Origin of the sequence: Weizmannia sp. CD-2023, assembly GCF_036225245.1 — a bacterium.
Taxonomy (GTDB): domain Bacteria; phylum Bacillota; class Bacilli; order Bacillales; family Bacillaceae_C; genus Weizmannia; species Weizmannia faecalis.
The window spans coordinates 21,432-38,387 of sequence record NZ_JARTJQ010000028.1 but is presented as its reverse complement, the minus strand read 5'-3'; the positions used below and the strand labels follow the sequence as shown (position 1 = coordinate 38,387).

Genomic DNA, 16,956 nt, shown 5'->3' with positions numbered 1-16,956 from the left:
GGATATCCCGCACGCTTTTAAAAAAACCCCCACCACCGATAACGGCTACGCTGCTGCGATTGCGGAATCCGGAACCAAACGCATCTTTCCATCCAGCAATGGTTCCTTCGTTTTAAAACCTATACACCGTTCCCTTATTATAAACCGAAATGGAAAAATGTTTTCCATTCAAAGCTTCCTTTGCACATTCAAAAAATGGATCTTCCCTGCCACGATAACGGTTACGTTACAGCAGTTACCAGAGACGGGGAAAAGGCATCCATCTCAATTCAATGATAACGATTGATATCCCTTTTTCCGCTTTGTTCGAGGCGTGCGACTAATGCGGTTAAAATGTATTTCACATAAGCCAGCACGCTCGAACGGCGCTCGCGGATGATGTTAAGCTGTTGGATAAAATCGAGTATACTTTCCCTGCTCATATTGCGGACAAGCAAATCGATTGCTTGCTCGATTGTCAATTCCCGGTGCCTGTCTTTGCTTGTCTGCACTTCAATCGATTCAAACGAATGCATGAAAGAGTGGAGAATTCCTCTGATTTGATTCTCACTCAACGGAATTTTTTTTAAATCTTCACTTGATGTTTTGCTCAATTTCAAACTCAAATCCTTTCTACACGACTATGCAGATGCCGGGCTGCACGCTCTGTATCTTTTTTTGCATTGCCACAGCAGCGCCCCCCCCTTCCCCCTTTATGCAATACGGATTTGAAACGATTAAAAACGGGATGATGAAAATTTTTCACATTTGCCTGTTTTATTATTATAACCGCAAAGGAAGGAAGCATTATAGAGCGTAAAACGGAAATGATACTTTCAGACTAGTTCTTGCCGAAAAATTATAATAAAGGCGGGCTCTCTTTGCCCGCCAGATTACATTATTGTTTCGTTTCTTTTACAGATTCATACATTTTTTGAAAACGGGCTTCCACTTTTGCAAAAATGGTGCCGTCCGGGAAGCGGTCTCCTGAAGTGCGTTCTGCTCCCGCGCTTTCGCCGGTTAAAATTTCAATCCCTTCCGAAATATGGCGAACAGCCCATATGTGGAATTGGCCGGTTTTTACGGCATCCACGACTTCATCATGCAGCATCAAATTGCAAATATTTTGCTGCGGAATAATGACGCCCTGGCGCCCTGTCAGCCCGCGATCTTTGCAAATGGCGAAAAAGCCTTCTATTTTTTCATTTACACCGCCGATCGGTTGAATCTCGCCCCACTGGTTCACTGAACCGGTAACGGCAATGCCCTGTTTGATCGGTACTCCGGCAAGCGATGAAAGAAGCACATACAATTCGGTACTGGAAGCGCTGTCCCCATCAATAAGCGAATACGTCTGTTCAAATGTGATGCTTGCCGAAAGCGGGATCGGCTTGTTTTTTGCAAACATGCCGGATAAAAATCCGGTTAAAATGAGCAGCCCTTTGTTATGAATCTGTCCGCTTAAAGAGGTTTCCCGTTCAATGTTCATAATGCCGCTTTTCCCGACAAACGTTTGCGCCGTAATTTTTGTCGGAATGCCGAATGTTGCATCCCTTGTCCCCATCACAGCCAGGCCGTTAATTTGGCCCACCCGTTCACCGTCCGTATCCACCATAATCGTCCCGTTATGGATCATTTCACGGTATTGCTCGGAAATATGGTTCGTCCGGTTTGCCTGCTCTTCCAACGCTTTGCGGATATGATGGCTGTCTACAAAGGGGCTCCCTTCTTTTTTCGCCCAGTAACCCGATTCGACGAGGATTTTTGTCAGGTCCTGGAAACGCGCTGTCAGCTTTTCCTGTTCCTCGGCAAGGCGCGCACTGTGGTCAATGATTTTCGCAACAGCACGCCGGTGGAACGGGAGAAGATTTTTCCGATCCGCATAGCTTTTGATAAAATAAGCCATTTTCCTGCGGTTTTCCGCATCCCGCTTCATCACCGTGTCAAACTCGACTTTCACTTTAAACAGCTTATGGAAATCTTCATCCACCCTTGATAACAAATCGTATAAATAGTAAGACCCGATGATGATCACTTTGATATTGAGCGGGACGGGCTCAGGCTTAAGGCCGCTCGTCGGGAAAGCGCCCCTTTCGGCAAACGGGTCTTCAATCTGGATTTTCCCCGTTTGTAGCGCGCGTTTTAAAAGGGTCCATGCATACGGCTGTGAAAGCAGTTCAGCAGCCTGCAAAATCAAATAGCCCCCGTTTGCCAGATGGATTGCGCCCGGTTTGACGAGCGTAAAATTGGTTGTCCAGCTGCCGAACGCGCCGCGGTACTCGATTTTTCCGAATAAGTTTTGGTACGTCGGGTTCGTTTCATAGATGACAGGCGCACCCTGTCCGTTTTTATGGCTGACAAGGAGATTGACGGCATAGCGTTGGAGCTGCTGTTCTTTGCTGCCGGTTAACGCCTGAACGACGGCATTTCCTTCTTCCTGGTCGGTTAAAAACAGCGAAAAATGCTCGACAACATCATGGTTGTATTCTTCAAGATAGCGGAGAACTTTTGGAAAATCACGGTAAGCTTCTTTTAGCGGCTGGAACAGGCCTTCAATTGTAAAAGCAGCCGTCTCTTTATGAAAACGATCGAGATTTTTCCGGAGCTGTTCTTCAATTTTCCGGATCTGGTACACCGTTTCATTGATTTTTTCCTCAAGCTGTTTTTCCCGTTCTTTCAATTTTTCTTTGTTAGCATCGGAAAGCCGTTCGTATTCTTCTTTTTCCATCGGCCGGCCGAAAAAAAGCGGAAGGGTTTGAATGCCGGCCGGGGTCCGTTCCAATTTAAAATTCAGCCCGGACGCGAACGTTTCCGTTTCTTTCCAAAGTGCCTCAACCTGGCTTTGCGACGCGTCAATGATATTCCGCTTCTTCTTTTCCGTTTCTTCATTTGAAAAAGTGGCGCGGAGTTCCCGTTCAATATCAATCAAAAGGGTTTCCATCTTGCGTTGAAAACGGAGACCGCTTCCAGCCGGCAAATTGATGACAAGCGGCCGGTCCGGATTTTCAAAATTGTTGACATAACACCAGTCATCCGGCACAGGCTGTTCGGATGCGAGCTTTTCGACACTGTGTTGCGTATACGTCATTCTCCCCGTCCCGGACGGCCCGACGACGAATAAATTGTAACCGGACTGCTCGACAGACAAACCGAAATCCATCGCCTGTTCCGCCCGCTGTTGCCCGATCATTTCATTCGGCAGCGTTTCCAACTCATCTGTCGTTTCAAACGGAAACTCGTCCGGGTTGCATTCCGAACGTAAGGATGAGACAGGCACACGGTGTACGGATAAAACTGTTTCATATTCTTCCTGATTCATTGCAATCCCTCCCAATATAGGCAATGCTCTTCCTGTAGCATTTCGACATTTTTTTCGGAATTCCTGCAAAATGGCGGCATGTCAAAAAGTGAACATTTTTAAAACGGAATCTGTTGTGTTCATTTTTCTCCGGCATTTCACCAGGTGACAGGAAAAATCTGTTTTTTCCCAAAGCAGGAACATCCTGAAAAAGATTTTTTGGCATTCTATGGCAGCACATCCAGAGCGAAAATTTGCAGAGGGAAAACGCGCAAACATTGCGAAGAACCCGGGCATTTCGCGGCAGGAAAAACGCAGAGCAGCCGCAATCTTCCAGGACCAAATATCGAAACACGAAAAACTGCTCCGGTTCGATCCGGAGCAGTTCACTTCAGAGCTTAGTAATCTTTTACAGGCGTTTTCCTGAGTGGCGTGTTCTCCGCGCGCACTTTCGGGGCGACTACGATTTGGTAGTATACAAGCAGAAAGACGAGCCAGAGAACACCGGCGAAAACGGATATGCGGGTTAACGGTGAAATGGCAATCGCGATAAAAGCCAAAAGAAGCATGGCCAGCCCGGCAATTGGCAAAACCGGCCAGAACGGCATTTTGTAATGAAAACTTGCGCCTTTGTCTTTGGATGCGGCCCGGTTCACAAGTTCCAGCACGAGGATCAGTGCCCAGATAAAAATAGCCGAAAAGGCGGAAGCGCTTGTGATCCAAACATAGACAGTATCCGGCGCAAGATACGTCATGATGGTTCCAACCGACATGGCCACAGCAGTTGCAAACACGCCGGCGTACGGAATCCGCTGTTTGTTGAGTCTGTTGAGGGAACGCGGGAGCAATCCTTCATTCGCCATACTGTAAAGTTGCCGGCTGCCGCCGTAAACGCCGGTATTGCACGATGAGAGCCCGGAGAAAATAATGATCAGGTTCATCAGCGCCGCCGCAACCGGAATGCCGACTTGCGAGAAAAGAAGAACATACGGGCTGCCGTCATGCCCCGCAAGTTGCGTCCACGGATACGCGCACAACATGATCAAAATGGATCCGATATAGAAAAAGGAAATCCGGTATGTAACACTTCTGAATGCTTTCGGCATCGACTGGCGCGGGTTGTCCGATTCGCCTGCTTCCACGGCGAGCGTTTCAATGCCGGCGTATCCCTGAATCACAATCGCAACCGCCTGGAAAACGCCGAACCACCCGGCCGGGAAAAACCCGCCGTGCGCCCAAAGATTCGAAAAGCCAACGATTTTTCCACCATTAAATAAACCGGTAAAAATCATCAGCGCGCCGAAAACCATAAAGGCGAGAATCGCAAAGACTTTTAAAATCGCAAACACAAACTCAATCTCGCCAAAAATTTTTACAGCCAGTAAATTAGAAACTGTGAATAAAATGAGTGCCAAAAATCCTGGAATCCAGGCCGGAAAATGCGGAAACCAGAACTGGACCAGCTTTCCGATCGCGGCAAGCTCCGACATCACAGTCGCCACCCATAAAAACCACCACATGCCGCCTGAAACAAAGCCCATCCGCTCGCCGAACAAATCATGCGCATACTTGCTGAATGATCCGGCCACCGGTTTTTCAACCGTCATTTCCCCGAGCGCCCGCATGACAATGGCGACAACCAGGCCGGCCGCAATATACGCCGCCAAAACGCCCGGTCCCGCCATTTTCACTGCCTGCGAAGCGCCGTAAAACAGACCGACGCCGATGACGCCCCCTAATGCCAAAAACTGAATATGCCGGTTTTTCAGCGACCGGCTTAAATGATTGCCCTGTTTTCTGTCATTCTCCATCCTTCCAACTCCATTCGCTTTTTTGTCTGCATACCCTTTGCCCAACCGTTTAAACAAAACCGGCGGATGTTTCAGCTTCCGATCCTCGGGGTATACTAACGACAAAAAGGAAGTGAAACCATGTCCGATAAACAGTTGAAGAACGAAGAAGAAAATGAAAAGAAGAAAACGAAGAAGCTGGCTGACAAAACACTGACGGACGGGACAATGGACAGGAAGGAAAAGAAGGAGGAGTAAAATCTGAACTGATAAAAAATTTTGTTTTTTTGTATTGACAGCCTAGCCTAAATCTTGTATAAATAATTTAACAACAAAAAACGTATAATCTCTATGGCTGGAGACGATGAGAAGCCATAGCCAAAAACATGACAAATGTTTTTTTGGCTATGGCTTTTATTTTTCGGCAGGATTATACGGAAAAGAAAGGGAGAGAAAAATGAGTTTTGAGCATTTAGACTCGCCACAGTTAAAGCGCTTCCAAAGGAAAGTCACACTTTTGTCTGCCGGCGGTACTTTTTTGGATGGCTTTGATTTAACGGTAATTGCTGTTGCCATGCCGCTGATCCTTGATCACTGGGAATTCGGGCCGGGCATGCAGGGACTGATTACTTCCTCAGCTGTCATTGGCTCTTTTATCGGAGCAATCTGGCTGGGGAATTTAACAGATAAGTATGGACGGAAAGCCATGTACGTGGTTGATTTGTTGGCATTTGTCGTTTTTGCGACACTTACGGCGTTTGCCCTGGCACCTTGGCAACTGGCCCTCTTCAGATTTTTACTTGGCATAGGGATCGGGGCAGACTATCCGATTTCCGCTACGCTTGTATCCGAATTCAGTGCGACGCAAAGCCGGGGAAGGCACAGTACATCACTCGGCGCCATGTGGTTTGTCGGAGCGGTTGTTGCCTATCTGGTTGGCATACTGCTTGTCCCGCTCGGCGAAAATGCGTGGCGTTACATGTTACTTACTGGCGCCATTTTTGCTCTCATTGTCTTCTTTTTCCGTGTAACGCTTCCGGAATCACCACGATGGCTTACTGCAAGGGGGCGTGAAAAAGAAGCAGAAGAAATTATGCTGAAAATTACCGGACAGAAAGTCAAAATTCAGCCAAATATGAAGCCAAAACAAAAGATTAGCAGCCTTTTCACGAAAGGACTTTTCCGTCGCACTTTCTTTGTTTGCGGATTCTGGTTTTGCTATGCCGTTGCCTATTACGGAATTTCCATGTATACACCGACCATTCTAAAACCATTTACTCACGGATCGCAAATGATGGTATATATTGGTTCCGGAACGGTTAGTTTGTTGGGCTTAATCGGAGCAATTATCGGGATGAATTTGGTTGAAAGAATTGGCAGAAGGCCGTTGATCATTACTTCTTTTACCGGCTTATCCATTGCATTAATCATTTTAGCACTGAACCCTTCTCCGACAATGGCTTTTCTTGTCATCTTATTCAGTTTTGCCGTACTATTTGCCAACATGGGTGGCGGCATTCTTAATTTTGTATATCCAACTGAGTTATTTCCAACCGGCATTCGTGCAAGCGCTTCCGGATTGGCAACTGCCGTCAGCCGGATTGGTTCAATCATGGGCATTTTGGTATTCCCAAACCTTGTTGTGGCATGGGGTAACAGCAAAGCCCTCTGGTTTTTTGCCGCCGCCGGATTGCTGGGACTTCTTATCTCGGCTATTTTAGCACCGGAAACAAAAGGGAAAAACCTCGAACTTATTAATCAGGAATTTGATGAAAAAAATGCTGAAGCAGGAGGTAAAAATGGAAACTTGGCTTAGTATATGGTCAATCGGGCAGGAGAGCACGCTGGATGATTTTAAAATACTTCAAAAGGCCGGCTTTGACGGCGTTGAAATTTGGGCAGAGCATTTACGGGCAAAAGAAACCTTTGAATATGCCCGGCAAACTGGCTTAAGAACGAGCATTCATCTTCCATTCCATGATTTGAACATTGCCACGCCGGACACGATTATCTATGAAAGGGCGTTTCATGTATTAAATGAATGGATGGATATTTTAGCGGGATACGGAGGCAGCCATGCCGTTTTGCACGGTGGCTATGCCTGGTCCTCTGAAGAACGTGATGAAACGCTGTGTCGTGTTCAAAGCCGGCTCATGAAATTAAATGAAGCGGCACAAAAGCGGGGGATCGTGTTGTTGCTTGAAAATCTAATCCCTGACCGGTTAAATTACTGCCACCATGTTGCTTCTAGCTTAGAAGAATGGACCGGCCTGCTTCAAGCCTGTAATTTGAAGGCATGCCTGGACACGGGACACCTGGCGATCATGGGAAATGAACTGGAAGAGACTGTAAAACAGCTTGGTGAATTGTTGGGAGAGATACATGTATCAGAAAATGACGGAAAAGCGGATTTGCATTTGCTGCCGGGGGAAGGGAACCATTATACAGAAAAACTGATTGATATTTTGACAAAGTATCAGTTTACAGGGCCGGTTGTATTCGAAATTAATCCTTATCAATATACTCTAAAAAATATAGCAGATAATATGGCAAAGTTTAGAGAAAAGCAAAAATAACACGGGCAGAGACTTTAGAAACCCCCAGCTGGTAGTAAACCTTTTTCAAGGTTTATTAAACTGGGGGATTTTTCTTTTACTGGGAGGGAAAGCAATTGAAAAAGGGATTTATTTTTGATTTGGACGGAACCATTTATCTCGACAATCAATTAATAAAAGGGAGTGCGGAAACGATTGACTTCTTGCAGAATCGGGGACACCATGTTGTTTTTTTTACCAATAAATCTATTGCCACCAGAACTGATTACGTAAAAAAATTGAACCATTTGGGGATCCGTACCTCACTTGAAGACATTATCAATTCAAACTATGTGACTGCAAGATTTTTAAAGCAAAAAATGAATCCATCAGAGCTTGCCTATGTGATCGGAGAAAAAGCTTTGTATGATGAATTAGAAAAAGAAGGAATTTTAATTACAGAAGATGCTAATCTCGCAAACTATATTGTGCTGGGGTGGGATCGCCAGTTTACTTATGAAAAACTGAAGCAGGCATATATGGCATGGCGAAACAATCATGCTTTGATCATTGCCACCAATCCTGACCGTACATGCCCTACTGCAGAAGGACCGGTTCCGGATTGTGGTGCATTAATTGGAGCATTTGAAGGCGTGAGCGGCATCAAGATTGACCATATTATGGGAAAGCCCTCGAGGTTTGCTACAGATCTTATTGTCAACCATATATTAAAGCTGAAGCCGGAACAATGCTATATTGTCGGTGACCGCCTCGAAACTGACATTCATATGGGAAATGTGTATGGCTTACATACCATTTTGGTTTTAACAGGGATCAGCACGCAACAAACGATCAAAACAACAGGGATACAACCGGAGTACATTCTTGAAAGTGTAAAAGAAATTATGCAAATGTCCGAGATTACGGACTGTAAAGCAGAAAGACGAGGTGCTTTGCATGATTGAATTTTTTCAGTTTGACAGCGAAATGCTCCTAAAACTCGTCATGTCTTCCATACTTGGATTGGCAATCGGGCTTGAACGGGAAATAAAAAGAAAACCACTCGGATTAAAAACAAGTCTTGTGATTTCAATTGTCAGCTGTTTATTGACAATTGTTTCCATCCAGTCTGCTTATTCGTTTCCGCAATCCGATTTTGTCCGTATTCAAATGGATCCTTTAAGGCTCGCTGCCCAGATTGTTTCCGGAATCGGATTTCTTGGGGCGGGCGTAATATTACGGAAAGAAGATGATACCATTTCCGGTTTAACAACGGCTGCCATGGTTTGGGGGGCAGCCGGTATTGGAATTGCCACCGGTTCAGGCTTTTATATGGAAGCAATTGCAGGGGGCGTACTGCTCATCATTAGCGTGGAGATCATTCCGGGATTGATGAAAAAAATTGGTTTTGAAAAGCTGTACGCAAAAGAGATTTCTCTCAATCTTATCTTACAGGACAGCCGTGATATCCAAAAAGTCATTCGCTCCTTAGAAAAACAAGATATGAAAATCATCCAAACCCATATTAAAGATCTGGAACATGCAGCATACCAGCTTGAGTTAAAAATAAAAGTCAGAGAAAAAACGAGCATTGCTTATATTTATAGTGAAATCATTCAAATGAATGAAATCAAGCGGTCGGAAATCAGCGGATAAAAAAAGAAACGGCACAAAAGGCCGTTTCTTTTTTATCAAATTAAATATCAAAATTCCAAAGTGAAGGATCCCCTGTTGAAATCGCCAGTGCACCTGCCTCTAATCCTTGCAAAATATCCTCTTTTGATTCAATTAAACCACCGGCAATAATTGGAAATTTTACCTTTCTTGTCAGCTGGTCGATAATGTTTGGCATCAGACCGGGAAGTACTTCAATGGCATCAGGACTACAGGTTTTACTCGTGTCAATTCCCTTCTGGACAGCGGATTTATCAATGAGAAAGATGCGCTGAATGGTCATTAGTTTTTCATCTTTTGCATATTTAATTAAAGAATGTTTGGTGGTGATAATTCCGGTTGGCTTCCATTTTTGAGCGACAAATTTGACAGCACTCCTTGCATTGGATAACCCTTCAATAAAGTCCATATGTATAAAAATATGCTTTCCGGCCTTTCTTAACTGTTCGAGATAATCTGACGTATTCAGCAAATCCCCTGTTAAGAGAAATACAATATTAGCACGGCTCAAAGCTGCTTTTTCAATATCTTCTTCTTTCTTCACTGAAGCAATGACCTGCGATTGAACAAGATCAACAATATTCAAAATAATTACCCCCTTTTTATAACCATGCTATATGTACTTATTCCTTTAACCTTGCTGGAATTCCTTCATAAAAAACTCTCCTTCAGCCGTCAATAGAAAGAATTGGCAAATACTTCTTACCCCGATTGTGTTCATGGTTTAACGATTTGGGGTGATTTCCATTCGTTATTTTAGCAAATGGCAAAGTGTCTTTTTCCCGTAGCCATTAAAAAAAGGAAAGCATATTTGCCCCAATGCTTTCCTCTTATTTCTATTTTTTCTTCTGGACTGTACTTATCTTTTATACGTGAGATCTTTACCGGTGTAAACAGGTTTTTTCACTTCAATCCAGCAGATGCCGGAAAAACGCCATACGCTTATCAAGAAGTATCATGAAGGGAATCAAATATACACAAAAATATAAAGGAGACCCCGGAAAAGGCCTCCTTTGTGAAATATAAAATTAACGCAACAATTGCAATACTTGCTGTGGTTGTTGATTGGCTTGAGCCAGCATAGCTTGAGCAGCCTGGGCAAGGATCGATTGCTTTGTTTGTTCAGACATTTCTTTCGCCATGTCAACGTCACGAATACGCGATTCAGCAGAAGTCAGGTTTTCTGACGAAGTTGTCAGGTTGTTAACTGTATGGTCTAAACGGTTTTCAAAAGCACCAAGTTTGCCTCTTTCAGCCGATACTTTTTGAATAGCATTGTCAATGACTTTAATCGCTGCATTTGCCTGTGTCTGCGTCGACACTTGCAATCCGCTGACACCTAAGGCTTGGGCACGCATATCATTGATGTCTACTTGTAAATTTTGTCCTCCGTTTGCCCCAATTAAGAAAGTTGCAGAACCGTCGGAACGGACATCTGCTGCTGCTTGCGTTTCTTTAAAAGAAGAAAGGGCGTTGGTTGCAGCTGTTCTGACATTCCCATTTTGGTCTTGGACGGTAATCGTGATGCCTTCAATCGCATCAGCCGTTCCTGCTGCAGCAGCTGCTAATTTCAGAGAGCCGTCTGTGTTAGCAGTAAGTGTTCCCCCTAAATTCGTTCCAATATCCGATAATTTAGTATCAGCTGCCACAGTTACACTATTTGTTGTTGTCGTTCCATTTTTGACATAAGTGACAGTGACTTTGTCCCCAGCCGTAATGCCTAGTGAATTGCCGTCCTTATCTGTAAGATCGGTAAGCAAAGTATCTGTTGTTGCAGCCGCATTCCCATTTCCTTTATCCTTAAAAATGCCGCTTGTATTTTCATTTGCCACAGCAGTCGTAACAGCTTTACCCATTGAACCGTCTAACAGATTTTTTGTGTTAAACTGGGTTGTATTGCCAATCCGGTCAATTTCGCTTTCCAACTGTGACATTTCACTTTGAATGTTTTGCCGGTCATCATCCGTATTTGTATCGTTAGATGATTGTACCGCTAATTCCCGCATACGTTGTAAAATATCATGCGTTTCATTCAGTGCGCCTTCAGCCGTTTGGAGCAAGGAAGTGGCATCCTGCGAATTTTTTGTTGCCTGGTCGAGGCCACGAATTTGCGAACGCATTTTTTCGGAAATGGCAAGGCCTGCTGCATCATCAGCAGCACCGTTGATACGAAGCCCCGAAGACAGTTTTTGCATTGCTTTCGATTGTGCGTTTGTCGCAGCATTTAAGTGGTTCAACGTGTTTAACGCTGCAATGTTGTGATTGATAATCATCTGTTTTTCCTCCTTGAATGTTGTGCACCCACATCCTTGTGGGCGAAATTTATCAACGGGGTTCGAGGTCGGCCGCCCTGTTCCCCCGCTCACTTTATATATCGGATAGCAGGACTTTTGATTTAATAGTTTTGCTGAATTTTTTTCTTTTCTTTCCTGTGGAGGTGGTGTGGGGGGACTGGGGGGAGAGCTGATGTATTGTGGTTATCCGGTGTTTGCAGTAACAGGCACCAAAACAGCAAAATTTCTTTTACTGTTTTGGTGCCTGTTACTGGTTATACCCTACCTCCCACAGCACTTCTTATATTTCTTCCCACTGCCACAGGGACATGGATCGTTTCGGCCGATTTTTCTGGTTGTTACAGGTTTGTTGTTTTCTTTTTTCAACGGGAGGGGATGCAGCGCCTCTTTTTCCTCCTTAAATATTTCGCTTGGCATATAGCCCTTTAAAATCCATTGTCTTGTATGATTATTTAATTGAATTAAAATGTTCATCATCGCTTCTGCAGTTTTGAAGTCGGCGATTTCAACCTGGGTTTGCATGAATTCAAGAAGATTGTTTGTTGATTCGCCCACTTTGATGGCAAAGATACATTCCATGATGATTTGGTCGGTTTCTTTACGGGTAATCCGATAATTGTCAAGAAGGAAGCGCCTGAATGATTTGGTGATTTTATTTTCCGGAACATAGTCAGGTGCGCCTGCTTGGAGTAACTGTGCTTTCGTAAAAGGATAGTAATCCAGGTCTTTTCTGCTGTCCTGCTCTTCTTTAATTTTAAAAGGATCAAATACACGTTGATGTATCAGGCCCTGATATTCCAAGCAAACCACTTTATAAAAATCGTCAGCCTGCCTCATCACGTTGAAAAACTCGATTGGACGAACCGGCTTTTTTGTATATTGTTCGATTTTTTCCAGCATGGTTTGGGAATTCAACACACCATAATAATACAGCATGCCTTGTGTGAGGCGAATCCATTCGGTGTTCCTTTTTAGAATGGATCTCACTTTCATGTCACCTTCTAGTGAAGACAGCGGCTCGATTAAATCTGCCGGCAGAGCGAGTACTTTTTCTCCCTTGTACGTCCCCGTGAAGATAAACCCAAGTGATTGTAAAAACTTGATTTGATAGGTTTCCATGGCAGGAGCAAATATAAAGCCCCCATTGTGGATCATGTTTTGAATCAAGCGAAATAAATGCTCATCTAATTGGCAGAGAATGATTTTCATGAGTATCGGAATATGTTCTTCTAGTACAGCCGTTAAATCCGCTTTTTTTAAGCTGCTTGCATTGCGGATGTTCAACCGTTTTCTGATTTCGTGTAACTCATCTTTTGTATATCGCAAAAGCCCGGCATGCAATGAGAAAGGAAGGGAAATCTCAGACCAAATTTTTTTTGCTTCCTTCTCCCTCATTTTTTCCGTCTCATCATGAATGGTTTCTAATGCTTGCAATAATATTTGTTCATCCGTACGATTATGTTTCAAAGTCGTCACCTCTATCATAACTGTATTATAAATCGATCCCGGGATCAAACACCAAGTGAAAAAGGACTGGCACCGCGTTAAGAATTTAAAAGTGGTGTCAGTCCTTTTTTGAGATGTCTGTAAAAAATGGAATGATGTGATGAAGTTTATGGACTTTCTATAAAATTGTCTTTTTCCATCTCATTCGGGATATCGTCATCCTGATACAAAAGCTTGCCATTTTTTAAGATTTCACTTTTCAATTGTTGAGAGGCATCTTCAAACTTAATGATGTCTAAGGAAAGTAAAGTATCCAGCTCGTCTTCCAAGTCCAAAGCAAACAATACCCATTCTTCTTTTGACATTTCCGGCGCCACAATGGCTAAATCAATATCAGACCGGTCTGTGTTATCTCCGACCGCTCTCGAGCCGAAAAGGATAATTTTCTTTACCTTTTCTGTTGAAAGGCCGATTTGAACGAGCTGGTTTTGAATTTTTTTATCCATCATTCTTCTTCTCGCTCCCACTGTCTTTCTTGGATTGGGCAAGCAGGTGGAGCAGGCCTTCGATATTTTTTGCGGCGTTCGCGTTTTCTTCCTGTATGTCCAAGTACACTTCTTTCCGGTGAATTTCAACATGTTTTGGGGCGTTGATGCCGATTTTGACCTGGTCGCCATGGATCGCGGCGATAGTGATTTCAATGTCATCGCCGATTTGGATCGACTCGCCTTTTTTCCGCGATAAAATCAGCATCTTCTCACCCCTTTTCCTTGTCCGGCCCGTCCGCAAAGAGCGGGTGCCTTGTGTGGTAATGCCGGTCGTTTAAAATCAGTTGTTTCGCCTTATGATTCTTTTCGTTCATAATGAGCGGGGCCTGCAAATTGGCTGTTGTTTCCGAAAACGGATCACGGACCGTCAAAATGGCATAAACCCGCACATCTTCCTCTTTTTCAATCGACAGCTGTTCAAGCGTGGCATCATCAATGTTAAATTCATAATCTCGGAAAAACAAAAACGGGCTTGTGACGACAAAAGCGACATAGGGTGACGCCGTTGACTGGAGGACCATGTAAATGCCGTCGTCCAAAAGCGGCAGCAAAACAAAGGATTTCTCATCCGGAAATCCCGGAATCCCGCCTTCAAAATGCCATATAGCTGCATCCTCTATTTCCACTTCACCGTGGTATTTTGTTTGAAGCTTCATCATGTTTAGTGAGGGGTCCCCGACTTTTGCTGCCGGGGAAAACCGCCTTCTCTCCTTTCGATGGGCATATTCTTTTGCGTTTTCTAAACCTTTGGGGGGGCATGCATGTTTCTGCTGCTAACCGGCGTTCCGCTCCTGCCCCGCCCGGTTCAAAAACATTCAGATAAAAAAACGGCACCACCTGGCAAAGCAGGGTGGTGTCCCCGTATTATTTCAAAAAGTCGAGCAATGTCGGCTGGATCACTTGTGCGCCGACTTTTAACGCAGCAATATAGGCGCCGGATGCAACGGAAAAGTCCGTGTACGCCTTATCGATATCCACATCTTCGTTTCCGGCCATGATCTTCGTTGCCGTTGTTTCCTGCTGGGTGACGCGGTCTTTCATCAAATCAAGGCGGTTGCTCCGCGCCCCGGCCTGCGACAGTTCGCTCAGCACATTGTCAATATGGCCGTCAATTTTGCCCAAATAGCTGTCAAAGCCGCTTGCCGATGTGCCGGATTTTAAATCGCTGATTAAATGGTTCAGGTCTTTAAACAGATCATCAGAAAAAGCATTTGCTCCGTTCGCATTGACTTGCAGATAAATGCCATTTGACAGTTCGATTTTTACCGGATTGGTGTTCATGCCGAGGCTGGTTGAGCCGTCAAACGTGCTGATATCGCCACTGATCGGCTTCTCCGTCGTCCGGGTGCCGTTAAAAATATATTTGTCATTGACTTTCGTATTGGCAATATTGACAAGCTGATCGCGAAGTTGTTCCACTTCATCGGCGATCGACTGCCTGTCAGTCGGAGTCTTCGTGTCCGTTGCCCCTTCCACTGTCAGTTCCCGGATCCGCTGCAACACCTGATTGGCTTCATCAAGAGCGTCATTTGTCGATTCAATCCAAGTGCTGGCTTCCGCGAAGTTGTCTTCGTATTGCTTCACCTGGGCGACGGTTCTCCGGTAGGAAATGCCTTTCATCGCGGACAGCGGGTCATCCGAAAGTTTGTTGATCTTTTTGCCGGAAGACAGCTGTTCCTGGTATTTCGCGAGTTTACTATAGCTTGTGTTTAAATTGTTTAAGAAATTATTGGCGAGCATCGATTGGGTTACACGCATCGTTTTTCACCTGCCTATCTGCCTACAACACCCATGCCGTTGATGATTTTATCGAGCATTTCGTCTGTCATAGTAATCATCCTTGCTGCAGCATTATAGGCTTGTTGGTATTTGATCATATTGGTTAATTCCTCATCAACCGATACCGAGCTGACGGACTTCCGGTTCATATCCACCGAATCCAAAAGGGAAGCGGTATTTGTCTGCATATTGCCTGCCTGTTCGGCATCAACCCCGAGCTTTCCAATGAGGCCTTCGTAATTGCTGGTGATGGTGCCGGATGCAAGCGGCAGACCGAGTGCCGCAATGTTAAGCCTGCCACTGATCCCTTCAAGCTGCACGGATTGGCTGCTTAAATCAAAGGTAACCACATTTGCAAGATTAATGGCATTCAGCCCGTCGCCGGAATCGCCATTTGAAGAGGCGGCGATTTTATCGTATGTAAGGCTGCTGTTGACGGCAATTTGACCCGCGGCCCCTTTGTAGTCCGTTAAGGTACCGAACGTAAAAAAGGCAGTCCCGGCATTCCCTTTAAGGTCTGTCCCTTTTTCGTGGACAGCATTTAATACGTTTCCGAATGTGTAGGCGAGTTTGTCCAGGCTGTCGAGCAAACTCGGATAAGCCCCTGCTTCCACTGTGCCGTTTGCGCCGGCATACTGATAACCGTAGCTGTCAATCAGTCCCAACAGTTTGCCTTGCGGGAACGTGACCTTGCCGGTTGTATCCGCGACCGCAAAATTTTTCCCGCCGATTGTGATGCCGGTCATTTCCCCGTTTGCCGGTGGGCCGTCGAGGATACCGTCGCCGTTGCTGTCGGTTCCCCCTTGTACTTCAACTGCATTGTAATTTGAACCTTGGACAAGGTATACGCTTGTGCCATCCGCAGCGGTCATTTTAATGTTGTAAATGCCGTCCGCGTTTGCTTTTGGATTTCCCCCGCTTTTTTGTACTTCGACGGTGACGTTCAAATAACTGGACAACTTATCGACAAGGCTGTCCCTTTTGTCATACAAGTCGTTTGGCAAATAACCGTTCGGCTCAAGTTCAGCGATCTGTTTATTTAAGTCACTGATTTGCTTTAAAGTGGAATTGATATCGTTGACCGATACGCTGATTTCGCTGCCGACATCCGTTTTGTACTGGGAAAGCGTGCTGTTTAAATAGTGGAATGTATCCGTCAGCGTCTGCCCGCGTTCCAAAACAACCGAGCGAGCAGATACGTCTTCTGGATTCGTGCTTAAGTCCTGAAGGGATTCCCAGAACGCTTCCATTGTGTTGGACAAACTGCTTTTCGTTCCCGTTTCATCCATGACGGCTTCCATTTTGCTTAATGCACCAGATTTGGCTGACCAGTAACCCGCTGCACTGTTGTTTTCCCGGTATTGAACATCGAGATACTTGTCGCGGATCCGCTGCACTTCGCCCGCTTCCACCCCTGTCCCGAGCTGTCCGGCGATGGCCGGGCGGTTCATCGAAGCAGCGGGGTACGGATCTGACGCCTGCAAGTTTACCCGCTGCCTTGTGTAGCCATCGGTATTGGCATTGGCCACGTTCTGCCCGACGGTGTACAGGGCATTCTGTTGGGCCGTCAAAGCCCGTTTTGCTGTTTCTAATCCAAAGAAAGTGGACACCTTG

Annotated in this window: 15 protein-coding genes; 4 read left to right on the top strand and 11 right to left on the bottom strand. The window is 45.1% G+C overall.

The window, feature by feature from the left end:
- Positions 1 to 269 precede the first annotated feature (269 nt).
- From P9687_RS03495 to P9687_RS03485, 3 genes are all read right to left on the bottom strand, one after another.
- Positions 270 to 593, bottom strand: coding sequence for a hypothetical protein (locus P9687_RS03495; RefSeq protein ID WP_225620970.1), 324 nt, complete (start codon positions 591 to 593; stop codon positions 270 to 272).
- A gap of 284 nt (positions 594 to 877) precedes the next feature.
- Positions 878 to 3,298, bottom strand: a complete 2,421-nt coding sequence (locus tag P9687_RS03490; RefSeq protein WP_035182240.1) for a Lon protease family protein — start codon at positions 3,296 to 3,298, stop codon at positions 878 to 880.
- A 377-nt stretch (positions 3,299 to 3,675) separates the two neighbouring features.
- Positions 3,676 to 5,088 carry an amino acid permease gene (locus tag P9687_RS03485; RefSeq protein ID WP_017551647.1) on the bottom strand — a complete coding sequence of 471 codons (1,413 nt, stop codon included), beginning with the start codon at positions 5,086 to 5,088 and terminating at the stop codon, positions 3,676 to 3,678.
- A gap of 436 nt (positions 5,089 to 5,524) precedes the next feature.
- Here P9687_RS03485 and P9687_RS03480 point away from each other — a divergent pair, with 436 nt between their 5' ends.
- From P9687_RS03480 to P9687_RS03465, 4 genes are all read left to right on the top strand, one after another.
- Positions 5,525 to 6,883 carry an MFS transporter gene (locus tag P9687_RS03480; RefSeq protein ID WP_110134285.1) on the top strand — a complete coding sequence of 453 codons (1,359 nt, stop codon included), beginning with the start codon at positions 5,525 to 5,527 and terminating at the stop codon, positions 6,881 to 6,883.
- Positions 6,867 to 7,643, top strand: coding sequence for a sugar phosphate isomerase/epimerase family protein (locus P9687_RS03475; protein WP_017551644.1), 777 nt, complete (start codon positions 6,867 to 6,869; stop codon positions 7,641 to 7,643). Before P9687_RS03480 ends, P9687_RS03475 begins: the two co-directional genes overlap by 17 nt.
- 95 nt (positions 7,644 to 7,738) lie before the next feature.
- A complete protein-coding gene (locus P9687_RS03470) occupies positions 7,739 to 8,566 on the top strand; it encodes an HAD-IIA family hydrolase (protein WP_017551643.1) in 828 nt (275 codons plus the stop codon).
- Positions 8,559 to 9,257, top strand: a complete 699-nt coding sequence (locus tag P9687_RS03465; RefSeq protein ID WP_017551642.1) for an MgtC/SapB family protein — start codon at positions 8,559 to 8,561, stop codon at positions 9,255 to 9,257. The genes P9687_RS03470 and P9687_RS03465 overlap by 8 nt, the downstream gene beginning before the upstream one ends.
- Positions 9,258 to 9,297: 40 nt before the next feature.
- On the opposite strand, the gene P9687_RS03460 is transcribed toward P9687_RS03465, so the two are convergent.
- The 8 genes from P9687_RS03460 to flgK all read right to left on the bottom strand — a co-directional run bounded on the left by P9687_RS03460 (position 9,298) and on the right by flgK (position 16,952).
- Positions 9,298 to 9,861: a glycerol-3-phosphate responsive antiterminator gene (locus P9687_RS03460; protein ID WP_017551641.1), complete on the bottom strand. Its 564-nt coding sequence runs from the start codon at positions 9,859 to 9,861 to the stop codon at positions 9,298 to 9,300.
- 442 nt (positions 9,862 to 10,303) lie between these two features.
- Entirely contained in the window at positions 10,304 to 11,548 is a 1,245-nt protein-coding gene (locus tag P9687_RS03455) for a flagellin N-terminal helical domain-containing protein (RefSeq protein WP_017551640.1), read from the bottom strand.
- Between the two features lie 282 nt (positions 11,549 to 11,830).
- Positions 11,831 to 13,045 (bottom strand): YecA family protein, encoded by a 1,215-nt coding sequence (locus P9687_RS03450; protein WP_328228865.1) that lies wholly within the window; start codon positions 13,043 to 13,045, stop codon positions 11,831 to 11,833.
- Between the two features lie 137 nt (positions 13,046 to 13,182).
- Positions 13,183 to 13,524 (bottom strand): type VII toxin-antitoxin system MntA family adenylyltransferase antitoxin, encoded by a 342-nt coding sequence (gene mntA / locus P9687_RS03445; RefSeq protein ID WP_017551638.1) that lies wholly within the window; start codon positions 13,522 to 13,524, stop codon positions 13,183 to 13,185.
- Positions 13,514 to 13,768, bottom strand: a complete 255-nt coding sequence (gene csrA / locus P9687_RS03440; protein ID WP_017551637.1) for a carbon storage regulator CsrA — start codon at positions 13,766 to 13,768, stop codon at positions 13,514 to 13,516. Before csrA ends, mntA begins: the two co-directional genes overlap by 11 nt.
- Before the next feature lie 4 nt (positions 13,769 to 13,772).
- Entirely contained in the window at positions 13,773 to 14,222 is a 450-nt protein-coding gene (fliW, locus tag P9687_RS03435; RefSeq protein ID WP_014095887.1) for a flagellar assembly protein FliW, read from the bottom strand.
- Positions 14,223 to 14,427: 205 nt separating this feature from the next.
- Positions 14,428 to 15,321, bottom strand: a complete 894-nt coding sequence (gene flgL / locus P9687_RS03430; RefSeq protein WP_013858614.1) for a flagellar hook-associated protein FlgL — start codon at positions 15,319 to 15,321, stop codon at positions 14,428 to 14,430.
- Between the two features lie 14 nt (positions 15,322 to 15,335).
- The gene (gene flgK, locus P9687_RS03425) at positions 15,336 to 16,952 is read right to left on the bottom strand and encodes a flagellar hook-associated protein FlgK (protein WP_017551636.1); all 1,617 of its coding nucleotides are present in this window, start codon (positions 16,950 to 16,952) and stop codon (positions 15,336 to 15,338) included.
- Positions 16,953 to 16,956 lie beyond the last annotated feature (4 nt).